Source organism: Legionella gratiana, from assembly GCF_001467695.1.
Lineage (GTDB): Bacteria > Pseudomonadota > Gammaproteobacteria > Legionellales > Legionellaceae > Legionella > Legionella gratiana.
In genome coordinates this window covers 29,206-47,049 of the sequence record NZ_LNYE01000029.1, presented here as the reverse complement: position 1 = coordinate 47,049, position 17,844 = coordinate 29,206, and the positions used below count along the sequence as shown (strand labels likewise).

Here is a 17,844-nt window from a genome sequence, read left to right as displayed (position 1 = left end):
AATTAATTCATTTACCCATTGACTATTACTCATTATGTGTTATTTTGAGATCCATTAATTACTCTTTTCGAGTAATTAAGCTCATTAAGAGCCATTTTTAGCCTTTTATTCTCAAAATGGTACCACATGTTTCATTGGTCGCTAAGACTTTAAGTTAAGGAATAACGGATTATTTATGTACTTTACAGTGAATGATCAGGAATTGGATGCGCTCTGTGGGCTCTCATATATACAGCAAATTACCTACTTAAGAGGAATTCGACCTTACATGGATCGCAATACACTCATAGTAGGAATTAAGCGACGAATTAGTTACCAATCGCTAGCAGAAGTGCTTTATATTGAACCCCATCAAGGCATTACAGAATCAGGGAGTCCTAGCCGTCAGCAAATTCGCCGAGCCATTAAAGGGCTTGAGCGGTCAGGGCTTATTGCTATTCAGTCTTTCGATAAACATCTTATTTTAAAATGCCTTTTAGCGGATATCCGTTATTGTGTCCAAAATAAACCCGACACAAACCCGACACAGCAAGTAGACACAAAGCCGCACACAAAACCTCTTGTTTATACAAGAGATTCTGGAGATACAGAGGTAAAAGCCGACACAGATAAAATCATAAAAGCCGACACACCTCTAATAATAGAAAATAATTATATTTATTTATTACAACGCTTCGACCACTTCTGGCGTATGTACCCTGAGAAAAAGTCACGTGAGCGTGCCTTTGAAATATTTAAACAAATCAATCCCGATGAGCCTTTACTCCAAAGCATGTTGCAATCTCTTGATCAGCAAATCAAAGCCCGTACAGAAAAAGAAGCGCATGGAGAATGGGTTCCGGCATGGAAGTTTCCAGCCAACTGGTTATCTCAAAGATGTTGGGAAGATGAAGTCAAAATTGAATTAACGCAGGAGAAAAGGAATGAGAAGTGCGGCCCAAATACTAAGGACAGAGCCATTGATCCATTCTGGAATCCAGAAACAGGAGACGCGGCAATCACCAGTGAAGACGAATACCAGCAATCAAATGTCGTCAACCTGCAATGCTACCGAAAGTAGAAAAAAGTGTATTGAGAATCTTTTTACGCGCTTCGCGGTCTTCTACGGACATTTATGGCGCAGTCAGTTTAAAAGTGATGGTTTCTTGGAGTTTGCCAAGAAGGAGTGGCTCGAAGGTTTAAGTCAATTCAGTAATGAGATTTTGAATCAGGTCATTATTGATTGTCGCGATCATTGCGAAATGCCTCCTACCCTGCCACAAATGATCGGTTTTTGTCGTGATATTAAAAAGCGAAATGCTTTTTATGTCGCACTCGAAAAATATCAACCAGCCAGTAAAGAAGTGGTTGATGAGAATATCAGACAGTGCAAAGCCTTTTTATTTAAATAGCAGAAGGAAAAACAATATGTTGGTTTTAACAAGAAAAGTAGGGGAATCCGTTGTTATCAGTGAAGAAATTTACTGCACTGTTGTGGGTTATCGTGATGGTGAAGTTCGCCTTGGGTTTGATGCCCCTCAATCAATTCCGATTCACCGTGATGAAATTCAAAGACGCATTTATCGGGAACGTCAGAAAGATCAATGGTTCAATGACTCTCCTCCCAATAAGGATAGCATTGTTGACCGCTTAATTAGCAAATTCAAGCACGAATTGAAGTCTGCTTAAAAAGCATCAAGTAATTGAGGATTATACCGTATGAAAGCACAAGAAGAACAAGCGATAACGGTTAAAGACCGAGCCTGTGAAAAGCTAAGACGTGACTTGGGCGGCATGATTGAACAAGCTCTAAGGGATCCTAAAACCGTTGAAATCATGCTCAATGCGGATGGCAAGCTTTGGCAGGAATGCCTTGGAGAAACCATGCGTTGTATAGGGAGTATCACTGAAGCTCGTGCTGAATCCATCATCAAAACTGTTGCCGGTTTTCATGGAAAAGAAGTAACGCGCATGAAGCCTTTACTGGAAGGAGAGCTGCCTCTGGATGGCTCACGTTTCGCCGGACAACTGCCACCGGTTGTTTCAAGTCCAACCTTTGCCATTCGCAAAAAAGCTTTATCGGTTTTTACACTCAATGACTATGTTCAGTCAGGAATTATGACCGAACCACAGTGCGAGGTTATTAAACAAGCCGTTTCTTCACACCGAAACATTTTAGTCATTGGTGGCACAGGATCAGGAAAAACTACATTGGTGAATGCCATCATCAATGAAATGGTTATTCACGCGCCTGAAGAACGCATTTTTATTATTGAAGATACAGGGGAAATCCAGTGTGCAGCCAAAAATTGTGTTCAATACCACACCACGCTTGAAGTCAGTATGACCCAGCTTTTAAAAACCACACTGAGGATGCGCCCCGATCGAATCATTGTCGGTGAGGTTCGCGGTAGCGAGGCGCTTGACTTGCTGGATGCATGGAACACGGGACATGAGGGAGGAACAGCTACTGTGCATGCGAATAACTGTCTTGCAGGGCTTCATCGATTGAAATCACTCATTACTAGAAACCCTGCCTCCCCTGCTGAAATCGAACCTTTAATTGGGGAGGCTGTCCATTGTGTCGTACATATCTCAAGAACCCCACAGGGACGACAAATTCAAGAAATCATCAAAGTTCATGGTTATGAAGACGGTCATTACATCATCGAAAAACTTATTTAGGAGAAAATGAATGAATCAAACAACTCTGTTTAATCAAAAGAACTACTGGATAATGGGATTAATCGTTTTACTTTTGTTGTTAATCACCCATCCAGCAGCTGCCTCCTCTGCAGGCGGAGGACTTCCCTTCGACTCATGGCTGACTAAAATTCAAAAATCCATTACAGGCCCTTTTGCCTTTAGTGCTGCCATTATCGGATTGGTTGCAGCAGGTGCGACGCTTATTTTTGGCGGTGAATTAAACGGATTTATGCGATCCCTTGTCTTTTTTGTGTTGGTACTCTCCTTTCTGGTAGCAGCTCAAAATACCATGACGGCAATTACTGGCAAAGGCGCTGAAATTTCTAAGCCATCTGTTGGGGTCAAAGCAACGGAGTCTCAGCCATGAGTCTTCGTACCATCCCCATACGTCGATGCGGAAACCGCGCAAGTCTCTTTATGGGCGGTGACCGTGAGCTGGTCATGTTTTCAGGGCTGTTATCAGCCATCCTAATCTTTGCAGCTCAAGACTGGCTAGCAGCTTTCGCAGGCCTAGTCATATGGTTTCTATCTTTGAAGGGGCTTCGTTTAATGGCCAAATCCGACCCTTATATGAGAGCCATATATCTTAGGCAAAGACGTTACCAGGCTTATTATTCCGCCCGTTCAACTCCTTTCAGAGTAAATAAAAGAGGTTATCTATGATTGCATTAACCACTTTTTTAATTAGCACCACAGGACTTTTATTTTTGAGCTGCCTCTTTTGGGAAATTCGCCTGAAAAGCCGTAAATACCATTTAAAAAAGCATCGCCATAATTCAGGAGGTACTGCTGATTTACTCAATTATGCCTCAGTAGTTGATGATGGCGTGATTGTCGGTAAAAACGGCTCCTTTATGGCAGCCTGGCTATACCAGGGGGAAGACAATGCCAATACCACGGATAAGGCTCGTGAGATGGTCTCGTTTCGAATCAATCAGGCAATGTCTGCCATGGGCAATGGCTGGATGGTTCATGTAGATGCTATAAGACGAGCGGCTCCAGGTTATAGTGAACGAGCTCAATCTCATTTCCCAGACGCAATTTCTTTAGCGGTTGATGAGGAAAGAAGGCAATTGTTTGAACATATGGAAACCCTATTTGAAGGGTATTTTGTGATTACGTTGACCTGGTATCCACCGGTGATTGCTCAAAAGCGTTTTGTGGAATTGATGTTTGATGACGAAGGACTGAATCTAAGCCAAAAGGCAAAGACGCATCAACTGATAGAGGAATTCAAACAAGCCTGCAAAACCTTTGAATCACGACTAAGTTCAGCCCTTAACCTCGAACGACTGAACGCTGAACAACATCGTGATGAATATAACAATAACGTGCTTCAGGATAACTTCTTAAGGCATCTTCAGTATTGTGTCACAGGACTTAACCATCCGGTCAATCTTCCTAAAAACCCGATTTACCTTGATGCGTTAATTGGTGGTCAGGAATTAACACCGGGTATTACACCCAAAATTGGGCGGAAATTTATTCAATGTGTGGCAATTGAAGGTTTTCCAATGGAGTCCCACCCAGGGATTCTAACAGCCCTAACTCAATTGCCAGTTGAATATCGTTGGAGTTCTCGATTTATTTTTATGGATCCACATGAAGCGGTGGCGCATTTCACCAAATACCGTAAAAAGTGGAAACAAAAAGTCAGGGGATTTTTCGACCAGGTTTTTAACACCAATTCAGGTGTGATTGATGAAGACGCGCTCAATATGGTGAATGACGCACAATCAGCCATTGCTGAAACCAATTCAGGAATGGTGGGTCAAGGCTATTACACCTCGGTTGTCATTTTGATGAACGAAGACCGTGATTTAGTTGAAAAAGCAGCACTTTTGATTGAAAAAAACATCAATGCCTTGGGATTTACGGCAAGAACAGAAACCATTAATACAATGGATGCCTTTATGGGCAGTCTTCCAGGACATGGTGTTGAAAATATAAGACGGCCTTTAGTGAATACCATGAATTTGGCTGACTTGTTACCTACTTCCAGCATATGGACAGGCGAAAACAAATCCCCTTGCCCACTGTTTCCGCCGTTATCCCCTCCATTGATGCATTGTGTCACCAATGGTAATACGCCCTTTCGCCTGAATCTTCATGTTAGAGACTTAGGCCACGGTATTATGTTTGGTCCAACACGCTCTGGGAAATCCACTCACCTTGGCTTAATCGCACTATCCTGGCGACGATACAAGGATGCACGCATTTATTCGTTTGATAAGGGCATGTCCATGTATCCAACGTGTAAGGCCAGTGGTGGAGAACATTACACCATTGCTGATAAAAACTCCGTTCTTTCATTTGCACCACTACAGTTTTTAGCGACAAAAGCAGATAAAGCTTGGGCTATGGAATGGATAGATACGATTCTTGCCTTAAACGGATTAAATACCACACCAGCCCAACGCAATGAGATTGGCCATGCCATCATGAGCATGCATCAGAGTGGTTCTAAAACCGTATCTGAATTAGTCATGACCATTCAAGATGAACCCATCCGTGAAACCCTGAAGCAGTACACGATCGATGGATTGATGGGCCATTTATTGGATGCCGAAACCGATGGTCTAGGGCTGTCCTCATTTATGACCTTTGAAATTGAACATCTTATGGGGCTGGGTGAGAAATTTGCTTTGCCAGTATTGCTGTATCTGTTTCGACGCATTGAAACATCACTGGATGGCAGGCCAACTCTGATTTTACTCGATGAAGCATGGCTGATGTTGGCGCACCCAGTATTTAAAAACAAAATTGCTGAATGGCTTGATTCCATGGCCAAGAAAAATTGCGTGGTATTCATGGCAACACAACACTTATCGCATGCCGCGAATTCTGGAATTTTAGACATCATTGTTGAATCAACCGCCACAAAAATCTTTTTACCTAATCTGTATGCACGAGATTCTGAAACACGCCTGATCTATGAACGCATGGGGTTAAACCCACGTCAGATTGACATCATTGCATCAGCTCAACCCAAGCGTGATTACTACTACGTAAGTAGCAAAGGACAGCGCCTTTATCAATTGGCTTTAGGTCCAATGGCGTTGGCCTTTGTGGGTGCCACAGATCCTGACTCCATCGAGCGAATGAAACAGCTTGAGGCTCAACATGGCGCTGAGTGGGTTTCATATTGGCTTTTAGAAAAAGGAATCACAATGAATCAATTTGGAGAAGCAGCGTGAACCAAATAAAACAAAAACTAAGCCTTAAAAAGAAAAAAAACAACTTAACAGATAATCCTTATCTCAATGCCAAAAGAGCCTGGAATTTTCATACTGCTGGTCTTATGAAATCATTACAGATATGGCAATTGGTAAGTCTAGGTAGTCTTTTAATCACCTTGGCTGCTATTGGCGGACTCATAACGATTGGAAGTCAGTCCAAATTTATCCCCTTGGTATTTCAGCAGGATGCAAGCGGCAATACGCTATCAGTCACTCGCGCTGATAAAGTTGGTGAGGCAAGTATCGATGATTACCGAGCAGCTGCAGCCCATTTCATTGAAAACATCCGGATGGTCAGTGTGGATGTCGCACTGCAGAAAAAGGCTGTATTTCAAGTTTATTCCTATTTGAACCAAAACGATGCGGCATTGACCAAAGTTCAGGAATTTTACAGTGACAAACAACACTCCAATCCATTTGACCGTGCAGCTCATGAAATCGTCAGTATTGAGATTCGTTCAGTCCTGCAGGAGTCTGCCGATACCTGGCAGGTTGATTGGGTCGAGACAGTAAGAAACCGTGACGGAACGCTCAAAGAAAAGCCCGCCCGGATGAAAGCCATGGTGACCATGTATCAGGACAATGAACTTAATGATGCATCCAATGAATCAATTTTAAAAAACCCTCATCTGATTTATGTCCGCGATTTCAACTGGTCTTATGATCTTCAGCATGGAGAAAATGCATGAAAAAAATAATTCTTACCTTCAGTTTAGTACTCCCTTTGACAAGCTTTGCTGTGGACAACACAGAGCTTGCTAATTTTTATTTTTCCAAAACCATTCCGGTACTCACGAATCAGGAAAAGCAGGCTTTAAGCATTGCAGAAGAATGGCAGAAAGGTGACAAAACCAGCAAACCATTCCACTCTTCCGATGGCGCAATTAGTTTTGTTTATGGTTCAGGTCAAATCAGGGTGGTATGCGCACCATTACAGGTTTGCGACATTGCGTTGCAGTCTGGTGAGCAGCTTAACGATATGAATGTCGGCGATCCACGTTTTCTCGTTGAGCCTTCTATTACGGGTTCAGGTATGGAGCAACAAATTCACTTGTTAATTAAACCCAAAGATGTTGGGCTAGATACTTCTCTAGTCGTTACTACAGACAGAAGAACCTATCATTTTAGGTTGAAGTCCGATCAAAACGATTTTATGCCCTATGTCTCTTTTACTTATCCAGATGATGTAAAAGCAAAATGGCGTTTGATTCAGCACATGCAAGCAGAAAGGCGAAAAGCCAATACCTTCACAGAAACCAACGAATATTTAGGCGATCTTAATTTCAATTACAGGATACAAGGCAATTTCCGATTGAAACCGGTTCGGGTTTATAACAATGGTGTGAAAACCATTATTGAAATGCCTGGAAGCATGTCTGAAAGCGAAGCTCCTGCACTACTGGTCTTAAGAAATGGTGGTTTGTTTAAAAAACCAGAATCGGTGATGGTCAATTATCGCCTGCAGGGCTGCCGATATATTGTTGATAGTGTGTTCGACAAGGCAATACTGATTATCGGAAGTGGCTCTTCTCAAGAAAAAATTACCATTACGAGGTGCTAGAGATGAGGAAATTAAGTGTTTTATTGTTGGTAATTGTTTTGTCGAGCTGCGCAAGCATGCAGTATGGAAATTTTACAGTTGCCTCTCAGAGTAAAGATATTTATTTGGCTAAAGATGCCGCGTCACAACTCACACATATTTATCCGCCAGCGCAAAATACTTTTTATATCAGCCCAAAAGTCAATGATGGCTTCGGCATTAATTTGATTCATGAAATGCGAAACAAAGGCTACGGGGTGATTGAAAGCGTCCAACTAAGACAAAAAGCAAATTTGTTTTATGTGGTAGATGAGGTTCGAAAAGGCTCTTTTTATCGAGTCAGTCTGTATGTCGGCTCGCAAACATTAAGCAGAGTCTATGTCAAAACTAAAGAACAAATCGCTCCAGCCAGCCCATGGTCACACAAGGAGTAACAAAATGAACCAAAACATCGATTTTTTATCACCGAATAGTTCACCTCAAAAACTCAAAACAACAGGAGTCAAGCGTGTGAATAATCTCCCTTTAGTGATAACCATTGGCGTGTTGATCCTTTTTGTCGTGTTAATCGTGTTTGTTGCCCATAAAAGGGCTAATGCACAAAACCAAGCTCCAGAGGTCATAAAAGTCACGGGACAGAAGAAAAATAACATGAATCTGGCCAGTGAAATCGTTGGGAATCACAAAACCGGTGTGATGCCTGAGGCACTCATCATCAATCATGAGCCAGTACTTGAGTTACCTGTGGAGCAAAACTTCCTTCAAAAACAAGACATGGATAGTCAAAATGTATCAGATACGGAGCTGGAACGAATTCGTCAGGAAAAAACTCAAGCGTTTGAAGAAGCGGTCAAAGCAAAAACATCAATTATGGTTGATAATCCTCACCTGAATACCAGAGAACGTATCAATACACACAGAGCCAATTCTGTTGCACCATTCGATGTCGATGGCGGCAGTTCCTTTAAAGAGCCACTTCAACTGCTCGAGGGACGACAAAATGCTAGACCCATGCCGCAAACCTTGGGCGGTGAGGAAAATGAAATGCGCTGGCATTTAAATTCACGACTCGAGAATCCCAACAGTAAATACGAGTTAAGAGCCGGAAGTGTTATTCCTGGAGTGATGGTAAGCGGTATTTCTTCTGAACTGCCTGGGCAAATCATCGGTCAAGTCTCCCAGAACGTTTATGATACGGCGACCGGTAAGTATCTTTTAATCCCACAAGGTACAAAGATTTTTGGTCTTTATTCCAGTGAGGTGAGCTTTGGTCAGAGTTCGGTGCTGGTAGCCTGGCAACGCCTTACTTTTCCAGATGGAAAAGCTTTGGATATTGGCTCCATGCCAGGAGCTGATAGCGCAGGTTTCGCAGGCTTTCGTGATCAAATTAATAATCATTACTTACGAATTTATGGTTCAGCTCTCTTGATGTCCGGTATCGTTGGGGGAATCAGTTACAGTCAAAACAGTAATCAGTCCAATCAGTATGGATTTAGCCCCCCTACAGCGGGCAGTGTATTAAGTCAGGCATTGGGTCAACAGCTAGGCGAAGTAACGTCACAACTGGTGGCAAAAAATCTGAATGTAGCACCGACTCTAAACATTCGTCCGGGTTATCGATTCAACATCATTGTCGTAAAAGATTTAACTTTTAGAAAGCCCTACCGGCAGTTCAGATAACAAAAAAGAGGAACTGTGATGAAACTTCGAATCCTGTTTGTTTATTTATGGACATTTAATGCCTGCTCCAATATGCCCGTGTTTGATTTACCCAATTACGTACAAAATGGAAAAATGCTACTGAATCAGATTAAAGAGTATAAAACTCAGGTTGATCAATACAACAACCAGATTCAGCAATATCAAAACATGCTGGATAACACCAAATCACTCACATCGTTTCAGTGGGACAATGCCAATGGGGTAATAGATAATCTGCTTGAATCGACCGATACGATTGATTATTACAAACAGGAAGCAGGTAGCCTTCAAGGTTACCTGGATAGGTATCAAAGTCAGGAATACTATCAAAAAACACCCTGCTTTAATGGCAGCAACCAGTGTAGCCCCGAAGAAATCCAGAAAATAAGGCAAAGTAAAATATCAGCTTCTGTTGCTCAAAAACGGGCCAATGATGCCATGCTCAAGGGAATTGATAAACAGCAGCAAAGTTTAAAAGATGATTCGGTAAAACTGCGCACCTTGCAAACTCAGGCTCAAACTGCCCAGGGGCAAAAACAAGCACTCCAGGCCGCCTCGCAGTTGGCAAGCCAACAATCCCACCAATTGCTCCAAATAAGAGGACTTTTGTTAGCGCAACAAAGCGCACAAACCACAAAAGATGCAGCAGCTGCGAATAAAGAAGCCATACAAACCGCTGGTGATGAACGTTTTAGATCGGGCAGCTACCATAAAAGCTCAGGTAAAAAATGGTAACTCATTTATAACAAGAGGAAGACAACAATGAAACGATTAGGATTATACATAGCACTTTTAGCATTCCTACTTACAGGCTGTGACAGCACTGAAATGAAAGCAAGAAAAAAGGCAAAGCATCTCGCATCATTAACGTGTAACAGTTCAAAAGTGAATCGGACAGCCGATGAGCTGCAGGCAATAGCTGATGCCTGTTTTAAAGGCGGAAGTTACTCCAAAAGTTCAGGCACAAAATGGTAATCCTATGAAAAAAAAGACAATCACTTATTTAATTGTATTCTTTTTAATTGGGTTTTGCGTGTCCGCCCATGCTCAAGGCGGCATGGACAGCAGGGATTTGCTGGATAATATTCTGTATCGTTTTTCCACTACAGCCTCTACATGGAGCCAAACCATATTAAGTTATGCACGATACCTTTTTTGGTCTCTGGCATTAATCAGCATGGTATGGACCTATGGGCTTATGTCATTACGAAGAGCGGATATTCAGGAGTTTATGGCTGAAACAGTGCGATTTTTAGTGGTTGTCGGTTTTTTCTATTGGATTTTAGACAATGGACCTGCCATTGCAACCGCAATCATCGATTCCATGCGACAACTCGCAGCTAAGGCTTCCGGCATTGATACGCACATTTCCCCCTCTGACATTATTGACGTAGGCTTTGATATTGTCTCCAAAGCAATTGATAACTCCTCCCTCTGGTCCCCTGCGGCAACAACGGTGGGATTGATCGTTGCAGGAGTGATTCTAGTCGTTTTGGCACTGGTCAGTATTAACATGCTAATTATTCTGATTACTGCCTGGATTTTAACCTATGGCGGCATCATCTTATTAGGGTTTGGTGGTGGACGCTGGACTTGCGATATCGCGATTCAATACTACAAAACGGTGCTTGGTATTGCATTACAAGCATTTGCCATGATTTTGATTATTGGTATCGGTAAGTCTTTTGTCGATCAATATTATGCCGCTATGGCAAAAGATATTCTGTTAAAAGAAATGTTTGTGATGCTCGTTGTCGCAATTCTTTTGTTGATATTGATTAATAAAATCCCTCCTGTTCTTGCCAACATTGTATCTGGTGGTGGCAGCGGAGGCAGCGGTGGTATTGGCTTGGGTGGCGCTTTAGGTGCTGCCAGCATTGCAGGTGCCGCTTTGGCCAGCAGCGCAGGAGCTGTCAGTGCTCAAAGTGCAGGAGGATTATCCGCTCTTCATGCGGCATTCAAAGCGGCTTCCCAAAGTATGAGCCCCGGTGATTTAAGTTCTGCATCAGAGGGGAGTGTAAGTTCTAAAACAGGCAGTTTGGCACAAGCAATGGGACAGGCTTCCAAATTTGCAGGCTCGTTCGGGTCGTATTTGGCATCAGGGACATTTGATGTGGCTCGTGAAAAGGCAAGTGCTGTAAAGGAGGCAATCGCGGCTACAGTGGCCGAAACTACCGGTGGGAAAATTGCCGATGCAATTCATCAACGGGTGGAATCACAAAATGATTTATCACTATCGGAACATCAGGATTCAGCATTTCAAAATATTACCTCCATAGGTGTCCCAGAAGGAAGCTTTAGCTCTGGAGAAAATGACGATGAAGTCAGCCATTTTGTCAATCGCAAAGCTTCCGGAGACAGCCTATGAATCTGAATAAGCCTAATAAATCTATTGGCCCACAGGTAAGGCAAAAACAAGATAAAAAGAAAACCATACGACTCATTGGAATGATCATTCTGGGGTTTTTAATCAGTCTAGAAATTGGCACACAATATGTGGCTTATAAGTTTCATTATCACGACAGTTTAGGCTTATCCTTTGGGCATGTTTATCTACCCTGGCAACTGCTTTGGTGGGGCATGAACTATCTTCATTACCATCCCGAATATTTTAATGCCGCATTTGGCATGGTGGTGATGAGTAACTGTCTTTTTTTAATGATGCTGATGTTCGTGAGTCGCCATTTAAAAAAAGAAAACATCAGCGAATACCTTCATGGGTCAGCCCGATGGGCGAATATGGATGATTTAAACGATGCTGGTTTGCTTTCCCAAGAGGAAGGTGTTTATGTTGGAGCTATTGAAGATCAGCAGGGAGAGATTCACTATTTGCGCCATAATGGACCGGAGCATGTTTTAACCTATGCGCCAACGCGCTCGGGAAAGGGGGTTGGTCTTGTGATTCCAACCCTTTTATCGTGGAAGCATTCCTGTGTTATTACCGATTTAAAAGGTGAGCTTTGGGCAATGACTTCCGGCTGGAGACAAAAGCATGCCAACAATAAAGTGATTCGCTTTGAACCAGCAACATTAACTGGCTCAGCCCGTTGGAATCCGCTTGATGAAATCAGAGTAGGTACAGAATCAGAGGTGGGTGACGTACAAAATTTGGCAACGCTTGTGGTTGATCCTGATGGCAAAGGGTTAGAAACGCACTGGCAGAAAACATCGCAAGCCCTTTTGGTTGGTTTTATTCTGCATGCGATTTACAAATTGAACAACCAGGGGGAACCCGCCACATTTCCCAACATTGATCGTATGCTGGTTGATCCCAATATTAATATTGCTGATCTACTCATTGAAATGACCCAATACCCGCATATTGAAGGCAAAACCCATCCTGTTATTTCTGCCTCTGCCCGTGACATGATAGACCGTCCCGAAGAAGAAGCTGGTTCTGTGTTATCCACCTTAAAATCTTATCTGGCGTTATACCGCGATCCGGTAGTAGCACATAATGTCTCCGCCTCTGATTTTTGCATCCGTGATTTGATGAACCATGAAAGTCCTGTAAGCCTTTATATCGTTACTCAACCCAATGACAAAGCAAGGCTTCAGCCTCTGGTTAGGGTCATGATTAATATGATAGTGAGGTTATTGGCTGACAAAATGGAGTTTGAGCGTTTATCTGATGACAAAGGTTTATCTTATGTCAGAACGAAAAAAACGTATAAGCATCGATTGCTTTGCATGATCGATGAGTTTCCAAGTCTTGGAAAACTCGATATTCTGCAAGAGTCATTAGCGTTTGTTGCGGGTTATGGTTTAAAGTTTTACTTAATTTGTCAGGACATTAATCAGCTCAAAAGCCGTGAACGTGGTTATGGTCCTGATGAAACCATCACGTCTAATTGCCATATTCAAAATGCTTATCCACCTAACCGAGTTGAAACAGCAGAACATCTTTCTAAGCTGACAGGTCAAACGACGATTGTTAAAGAACACATCACCACCAGCGGCAAACGCTTATCAACCTTTTTAAATCAAATCTCCAAAACCGTGCAGGAAGTATCAAGACCTCTCTTAACCGTTGATGAGTGTTTGCGTATGCCAGGACCGAAAAAAGATGCCGATGGTTTGATACGAGAGGCTGGTGATATGGTGGTTTATGTCGCTGGTTTTCCCGCGATTTATGGGAAACAGCCGCTTTATTTTAACGATCCGGTTTTCTTAGCCAGAGCATCTGTCGAGGCACCAGTACACTCAGATATTTTGCGTGCTCGTTTAAGTGACGATGAGATCATCAAGTTATGAAAAAATTGTCCGTCTTCATCTCTATTTTTTTGATAAGTCTTATTACTTTAGGCGCACTGTTCCATGCTATGGATTTTAGGATAAACCTGACTGAATCCATTCCTATAGGCTTATATCGCATCACCAGTGCAGAGTCTCTCAAAAATGCTTATGTAATTTTTTGTCCTGATGACAGGAAGTCGTTTAGGTTAGCCAAGAACAGAGGCTATTTAGACCATGGTCTTAATTGTGGTGGATATGGTTATTTAATGAAAAAAGTGGTCGCGGTATCTGGCGATATTCTTTCTGTGACACCTGAAGGGGTCTTGGTAAATCAAACGTTGCTTCCCTTTTCAAAACCAAAGTTAAAAGATGGAATTAACCGAACATTACCTCAATGGAGGATCTTAGATTATCCGCTTAAAGAAAATGAAGTGATGACCATGACCAGTCAAAGCGAATGGTCATTCGATGGTCGATATTATGGTCTTGTTCACACAAGACAAATCAAGGGAATGATCACACCCATATGGGTAATTAATAAACGGGAGAAAACCACATGAGTCACGAAATCGAGTTAATGGATGTGATTTCAGAAAAATTCGAAGATTTAGTAATCCCTGGCTTTCTTGTCGAAGTCAGCCCGATAGAAGCTGACCTCATGGGAGCTTTTGTTGAAGATGCACTCAATGAAGAAGATGCGATGGAGGCCATTTATGACTAAAATGCCTTACCATCAAGTCGTTGCCAATCAAATTATTGAAAGCCTGAAAGCAGGAACAGCACCTTGGCTAAAACCATGGGAACCAGGCACAGGTAATGGTCAAGTTCCTTATAATCCGATAACAGGTAAACGTTATCGCGGGATTAATGCATTGTACTTAATGCTGAACCAAAGTGATGACAACCGCTGGTTAACCTACAAACAAGCACAAAGCATGGATGCTCAGGTTCGTAAGGGAGAAAAAGGAACCACAATCCAATATTGGAAATTTCATGAAGAACAAACCAAACATGATGATGCTGGTAACCCTGTACTCGATGCGCAAGGTAATTCATTAAAAGTGCAGGTGAATCTTGAACGACCCAAGGTGTTTTATGCAACGGTATTTCATGCATCTCAAATTGATAATATGCCTGAACTCATTCCAAAAGAGCCGGACTGGTCCTTAATTGAAAGAGCAGAAAAACTATTGCATAACTCTGGTGCTACCATTATTCATTCTGAGGCGGATAGAGCTTTTTACAGATTATCAACGGATAGCATCCATCTTCCACCAAAAGAGCAATTTAAATCCGCAGCGAACTATTATGCTACTGCCCTGCATGAACTAGGGCATTGGAGCGGTCATCCTTCCAGGCTTAACAGGGATTTAGGAAACCCTTTCGGGTCTGAATCCTATGCCAAAGAAGAACTGCGCGCTGAAATCGCCAGTATGCTTTTAGGTGCCGAACTTGGTATAGGTCATGCCCCCTCTCAACACACCGCTTATATCAAATCATGGATACGGGTTTTAGAAGATGACTCACTGGAAATATTCAGAGCATCAGCTGATGCTGAAAAAATTGTTAATCACATATGCGCATTGGAACAGGTTCAAGACTTAAATCTTGAGCAGTCCATTAAAATCAGGGATGAACAATCCATATCTGAGAAAATCTGGCTTAGCATCCCATACAAAGAAAAAGACAAAGCAAAATCTATGGCAGGTAAGCTAGCCGATGGCACACCTGGCATTGCCTGGGATAAAGAACAAAAATGCTGGTATGCAAACCCATGTGTCTCTGTTGAAAAAATCAAAAAATGGCTTCCGGAAAACCAAATTTCACCAGAAGATAAAGCCCTATCACCTACTGATGAATTTAAAGAAGCATTAATCAGCTTAGGCGCCATAGTAACAGGCGATCACCCCATCATGGATGACAAACCCCATCGTATACAAATGCATGATGATAAGCATGGTGAAAAAGCTGGATTTTATGTGGCTCATTTAGATGGTATTCCCGCTGGCTATATCAAAAATAACCGTACAGGTAGAGAATTAAAATGGAAATGCAAAGGTTATGTATTAACCGATGAGCAAAAATCAGCCCTTAAAGCCCAAGCGCTTGAAAATCAGAAAAATCGGGAGCTTGAGCTTGATGAAAAGCATGAAAGTACCGCACTCAAACTAAAGCTTAGGCTATCTAAAATGAAAGAGGCAACCGAACAAACCCTATACATGAAATCAAAAGGTATTCAGGTTCACCCTGGTGTTTACACTAGCCCTGCTCACAAAATGACCTGCATTCCAGCAATGGATATTGATGGCAAAATCTGGAGTATTCAATATATCGGCGATGACGGCACTAAAAATTTTGCCAAAGACTCCAGAAAGGAAGGTTGCTTTCATGTATTAGGTGGTAGCATAGAAAAGCTTGCTGACTCACCTGTCATTGTTATTACTGAGGATTACGCAACAGCAGCAACGATAAAAGAGGCCACTGATCTGCCAGCGGTTGTTTCTGCCTTTGATGCAGGAAATCTTAAATCGGTGGCAAAGGCAATACATGAAAAATATCCCCATACCCCGATTATCATGGCTGCTGATGATGACAAGCACCTAGAACAATCAAAAGGTATAAACCCCGGCAAAGAAAAAGCTGGTGAAGCCGCCGATGCTGTCAATGGCTTTATTGTTATACCGACCTTTGCACCAGGTGAGCAGTCGTCAAACCCTAGACAATTCAGTGATTTTAATGACTTGGCGAATCATAGCAAGTTAGGCATTGAAGGGGTTGGGCGTCAGATTAAGCCTAAAGTTGAAAAAATTGCTAAACGATACAGCTGGCTACGCAGGTCAATAAAGAACAATGTAGTTAGCTTGGCATAAGATTGAAGCAGATTATGGCAGGCAAAATAATAATATTTTAATTCTGCCCGCCATAAAATTTTCAGTTAATACTGGAGTGCAAGGCTATTTTAAATAACAAAAGGATTGAGGAATAACTCCACTAGCTAAAACAGCTTTAATATCTACTGGTTCTTTATATCTGTATACTTTGCTAATCTTGAAAGCATGTGCAGTTTCATAGCCTTCAAAATATTTATAAAAAAAGCACTCAGATATCCCTGAAAAATCAGAAGTTAGATCCCATAATTTATTTGGTTTTTCTGATAAAAATGAATCAACTTCAAATTCACCAACAATTTTACCTATTGGTTTAGTCGCATAAAGAAGAACCGTTTTGGCTCCTGCTTTAGGTATAACCTTACGAAATTCAAATTTCTTTTTTCCATTTAATATTTTTTCTGCATATTCTGGTTTAATGGACAATAAGACTTTCATCTATTTCGCCCCTTTTGATGATTTCTAAAAATTGTTCGTTAGTTAGTGGCTTAAATCCCCAATAATCATGTTCATTTAATCCAATCTGGTTAATCAGATCGTCACGAATTATTCTCTTTCTTAGAGCCAAGTTGTAGGTAAATCTAATGATATGAGTATATTTTTTATTTTTCCAAAAATCTTCTAATTCAGATTTCTCGAAAACACTGTATGGATCGCAATAAGCCAGAAACTGCTCTAGCTCTTTAAATTCGTAAATTGATTTATATTCTTCTAATACACAAATAGAGGTTACTACAGACCGATATCGAGCGGGCCCTTTATTATCATTTGTACGATAAATAACCAGCACATCTCCTTTTTTTAAATTATCCATTCCTTTCATGGAGGCTAAATAAACTTTATGAATGCTATTAGTGTATGATATATCCTGTACCACATTACTATTTTCACCCTTTAAGATTGAATCTGGTAACAAGCGTGTATGCCATTTGGGATACAAAGAAAGCAAATATATTTTCTGACCTGCAATATTAATGAGGGGATAATTTGAGATTATATCTGCGTATGGCCCAAACATTTTTTTTATTAAAACTAACTCCTTGCCATTTTGTGTGATTTTTTCAGCTGTGCAATTAAAACCATAACGTTCGAATAAAGTCACTAAATTGGTATGATGCGGAAACACGGTGACATAAATCTCACTTACACTTTCAAAGATAGCGTGGTCAAAAATTTTTTTTAAGAACCTCTCACCCAATTTTGTTCCATGAGCATTTATTTTCATTGTTCCAACTTTAATCCTCTGTTTTGGAGGCAATGGGGGAATAACATCAGGGATAGCTTCACTTTCTTGCTTTAAGTACAAAAATCCATCAATAAGACCGCTATCATTTCTAAATATATAAGCAAATTCTTCTGATTTTTTTTTAAACCAATTTGGAAATTCCAAGTAATCAGACTTCAACGAATCAAAAAAAGGGTCAGATAAATCTATCGTCTTGAATTGTACCTTTTCTAAATTCACGGTTTCCATGCCTTGATTAGTGAGAAGAAATTCATTTTATAACATCAGTACCATACATGATAGTACTCTAATGATTTTACTAGAATTAGT

At 41.4% G+C, this 17,844-nt stretch carries 20 protein-coding genes; 18 read left to right on the top strand and 2 right to left on the bottom strand.

Annotated features, from left to right (window positions below; genetic code table 11):
* Positions 1-175 precede the first annotated feature (175 nt).
* The 18 genes from Lgra_RS13175 to Lgra_RS13095 are packed head-to-tail and all read left to right on the top strand — an operon-like array spanning position 176 to position 16,271.
* Positions 176-1,060, top strand: a complete 885-nt coding sequence (locus tag Lgra_RS13175; RefSeq protein ID WP_058499736.1) for a hypothetical protein — start codon at positions 176-178, stop codon at positions 1,058-1,060.
* On the top strand, positions 1,029-1,391 hold the full coding sequence (locus Lgra_RS13170) for a hypothetical protein (RefSeq protein ID WP_058499735.1): 363 nt from the start codon (positions 1,029-1,031) through the stop codon (positions 1,389-1,391). Before Lgra_RS13175 ends, Lgra_RS13170 begins: the two co-directional genes overlap by 32 nt.
* Before the next feature lie 16 nt (positions 1,392-1,407).
* Positions 1,408-1,668 carry a carbon storage regulator CsrA gene (gene csrA / locus Lgra_RS13165; protein WP_058499734.1) on the top strand — a complete coding sequence of 87 codons (261 nt, stop codon included), beginning with the start codon at positions 1,408-1,410 and terminating at the stop codon, positions 1,666-1,668.
* A gap of 30 nt (positions 1,669-1,698) precedes the next feature.
* On the top strand, positions 1,699-2,664 hold the full coding sequence (trbB, locus tag Lgra_RS13160) for a P-type conjugative transfer ATPase TrbB (RefSeq protein WP_058499733.1): 966 nt from the start codon (positions 1,699-1,701) through the stop codon (positions 2,662-2,664).
* Between the two features lie 10 nt (positions 2,665-2,674).
* On the top strand, positions 2,675-3,052 hold the full coding sequence (locus Lgra_RS13155; protein ID WP_058499732.1) for a TrbC/VirB2 family protein: 378 nt from the start codon (positions 2,675-2,677) through the stop codon (positions 3,050-3,052).
* Complete coding sequence (locus Lgra_RS13150; protein WP_058499731.1) at positions 3,049-3,348, top strand: conjugal transfer protein TrbD; 300 nt, start codon at positions 3,049-3,051, stop codon at positions 3,346-3,348. The genes Lgra_RS13155 and Lgra_RS13150 overlap by 4 nt, the downstream gene beginning before the upstream one ends.
* A complete protein-coding gene (locus Lgra_RS13145) occupies positions 3,345-5,882 on the top strand; it encodes a VirB4 family type IV secretion/conjugal transfer ATPase (RefSeq protein WP_058499730.1) in 2,538 nt (845 codons plus the stop codon). The genes Lgra_RS13150 and Lgra_RS13145 overlap by 4 nt, the downstream gene beginning before the upstream one ends.
* Entirely contained in the window at positions 5,879-6,613 is a 735-nt protein-coding gene (locus tag Lgra_RS13140; protein ID WP_058499729.1) for a conjugal transfer protein TrbF, read from the top strand. Before Lgra_RS13145 ends, Lgra_RS13140 begins: the two co-directional genes overlap by 4 nt.
* Entirely contained in the window at positions 6,610-7,485 is an 876-nt protein-coding gene (gene trbG / locus Lgra_RS13135; RefSeq protein WP_058499728.1) for a P-type conjugative transfer protein TrbG, read from the top strand. The genes Lgra_RS13140 and trbG overlap by 4 nt, the downstream gene beginning before the upstream one ends.
* A gap of 2 nt (positions 7,486-7,487) precedes the next feature.
* A complete protein-coding gene (locus Lgra_RS13130) occupies positions 7,488-7,898 on the top strand; it encodes a conjugal transfer protein TrbH (RefSeq protein ID WP_058499727.1) in 411 nt (136 codons plus the stop codon).
* Between the two features lie 4 nt (positions 7,899-7,902).
* Positions 7,903-9,144: a TrbI/VirB10 family protein gene (locus Lgra_RS13125; protein WP_058499726.1), complete on the top strand. Its 1,242-nt coding sequence runs from the start codon at positions 7,903-7,905 to the stop codon at positions 9,142-9,144.
* An 18-nt stretch (positions 9,145-9,162) separates the two neighbouring features.
* Positions 9,163-9,900 (top strand): P-type conjugative transfer protein TrbJ, encoded by a 738-nt coding sequence (trbJ, locus tag Lgra_RS13120; RefSeq protein ID WP_058499725.1) that lies wholly within the window; start codon positions 9,163-9,165, stop codon positions 9,898-9,900.
* 27 nt (positions 9,901-9,927) lie between these two features.
* Positions 9,928-10,140 (top strand): hypothetical protein, encoded by a 213-nt coding sequence (locus tag Lgra_RS17575; protein WP_083502911.1) that lies wholly within the window; start codon positions 9,928-9,930, stop codon positions 10,138-10,140.
* A 4-nt stretch (positions 10,141-10,144) separates the two neighbouring features.
* Complete coding sequence (trbL, locus tag Lgra_RS13115) at positions 10,145-11,533, top strand: P-type conjugative transfer protein TrbL (protein ID WP_058500328.1); 1,389 nt, start codon at positions 10,145-10,147, stop codon at positions 11,531-11,533.
* The gene (locus Lgra_RS13110) at positions 11,530-13,419 is read left to right on the top strand and encodes a type IV secretory system conjugative DNA transfer family protein (protein ID WP_058499724.1); all 1,890 of its coding nucleotides are present in this window, start codon (positions 11,530-11,532) and stop codon (positions 13,417-13,419) included. The genes trbL and Lgra_RS13110 overlap by 4 nt, the downstream gene beginning before the upstream one ends.
* The gene (traF, locus tag Lgra_RS13105) at positions 13,416-13,961 is read left to right on the top strand and encodes a conjugative transfer signal peptidase TraF (RefSeq protein WP_058499723.1); all 546 of its coding nucleotides are present in this window, start codon (positions 13,416-13,418) and stop codon (positions 13,959-13,961) included. The genes Lgra_RS13110 and traF overlap by 4 nt, the downstream gene beginning before the upstream one ends.
* On the top strand, positions 13,958-14,122 hold the full coding sequence (locus Lgra_RS18010) for a hypothetical protein (protein ID WP_058499722.1): 165 nt from the start codon (positions 13,958-13,960) through the stop codon (positions 14,120-14,122). The genes traF and Lgra_RS18010 overlap by 4 nt, the downstream gene beginning before the upstream one ends.
* Positions 14,115-16,271, top strand: a complete 2,157-nt coding sequence (locus Lgra_RS13095) for a zincin-like metallopeptidase domain-containing protein (RefSeq protein ID WP_058499721.1) — start codon at positions 14,115-14,117, stop codon at positions 16,269-16,271. The genes Lgra_RS18010 and Lgra_RS13095 overlap by 8 nt, the downstream gene beginning before the upstream one ends.
* A gap of 84 nt (positions 16,272-16,355) precedes the next feature.
* On the opposite strand, the gene Lgra_RS13090 is transcribed toward Lgra_RS13095, so the two are convergent.
* Together Lgra_RS13090 and Lgra_RS13085 are read right to left on the bottom strand one after the other, a co-directional pair.
* A complete protein-coding gene (locus Lgra_RS13090; protein ID WP_058499720.1) occupies positions 16,356-16,727 on the bottom strand; it encodes an ASCH domain-containing protein in 372 nt (123 codons plus the stop codon).
* The gene (locus Lgra_RS13085; protein WP_058499719.1) at positions 16,705-17,763 is read right to left on the bottom strand and encodes a hypothetical protein; all 1,059 of its coding nucleotides are present in this window, start codon (positions 17,761-17,763) and stop codon (positions 16,705-16,707) included. The genes Lgra_RS13090 and Lgra_RS13085 overlap by 23 nt, the downstream gene beginning before the upstream one ends.
* Positions 17,764-17,844: the final 81 nt, after the last annotated feature.

Excerpts from the sequence above, each read along its gene's own strand:
- Lgra_RS13125 (WP_058499726.1), top strand. The coding sequence starts at position 7,903 with ATGAACCAAAACATCGATTTTTTATCACCGAATAGTTCACCTCAAAAA.
- Lgra_RS13155 (WP_058499732.1), top strand. The coding sequence starts at position 2,675 with ATGAATCAAACAACTCTGTTTAATCAAAAGAACTACTGGATAATGGGA.
- Lgra_RS13110 (WP_058499724.1), top strand. The coding sequence starts at position 11,530 with ATGAATCTGAATAAGCCTAATAAATCTATTGGCCCACAGGTAAGGCAA.
- Lgra_RS13095 (WP_058499721.1), top strand. The coding sequence starts at position 14,115 with ATGACTAAAATGCCTTACCATCAAGTCGTTGCCAATCAAATTATTGAA.
- Lgra_RS17575 (WP_083502911.1), top strand. The coding sequence starts at position 9,928 with ATGAAACGATTAGGATTATACATAGCACTTTTAGCATTCCTACTTACA.
- Lgra_RS18010 (WP_058499722.1), top strand. The coding sequence starts at position 13,958 with ATGAGTCACGAAATCGAGTTAATGGATGTGATTTCAGAAAAATTCGAA.
- trbL (WP_058500328.1), top strand. The coding sequence starts at position 10,145 with ATGAAAAAAAAGACAATCACTTATTTAATTGTATTCTTTTTAATTGGG.
- csrA (WP_058499734.1), top strand. The coding sequence starts at position 1,408 with ATGTTGGTTTTAACAAGAAAAGTAGGGGAATCCGTTGTTATCAGTGAA.
- Lgra_RS13170 (WP_058499735.1), top strand. The coding sequence starts at position 1,029 with ATGTCGTCAACCTGCAATGCTACCGAAAGTAGAAAAAAGTGTATTGAG.
- Lgra_RS13150 (WP_058499731.1), top strand. The coding sequence starts at position 3,049 with ATGAGTCTTCGTACCATCCCCATACGTCGATGCGGAAACCGCGCAAGT.
- Lgra_RS13175 (WP_058499736.1), top strand. The coding sequence starts at position 176 with ATGTACTTTACAGTGAATGATCAGGAATTGGATGCGCTCTGTGGGCTC.
- traF (WP_058499723.1), top strand. The coding sequence starts at position 13,416 with ATGAAAAAATTGTCCGTCTTCATCTCTATTTTTTTGATAAGTCTTATT.
- Lgra_RS13085 (WP_058499719.1), bottom strand. The coding sequence starts at position 17,763 with ATGGAAACCGTGAATTTAGAAAAGGTACAATTCAAGACGATAGATTTA.
- trbJ (WP_058499725.1), top strand. The coding sequence starts at position 9,163 with ATGAAACTTCGAATCCTGTTTGTTTATTTATGGACATTTAATGCCTGC.
- trbG (WP_058499728.1), top strand. The coding sequence starts at position 6,610 with ATGAAAAAAATAATTCTTACCTTCAGTTTAGTACTCCCTTTGACAAGC.
- trbB (WP_058499733.1), top strand. The coding sequence starts at position 1,699 with ATGAAAGCACAAGAAGAACAAGCGATAACGGTTAAAGACCGAGCCTGT.
- Lgra_RS13090 (WP_058499720.1), bottom strand. The coding sequence starts at position 16,727 with ATGAAAGTCTTATTGTCCATTAAACCAGAATATGCAGAAAAAATATTA.
- Lgra_RS13145 (WP_058499730.1), top strand. The coding sequence starts at position 3,345 with ATGATTGCATTAACCACTTTTTTAATTAGCACCACAGGACTTTTATTT.
- Lgra_RS13130 (WP_058499727.1), top strand. The coding sequence starts at position 7,488 with ATGAGGAAATTAAGTGTTTTATTGTTGGTAATTGTTTTGTCGAGCTGC.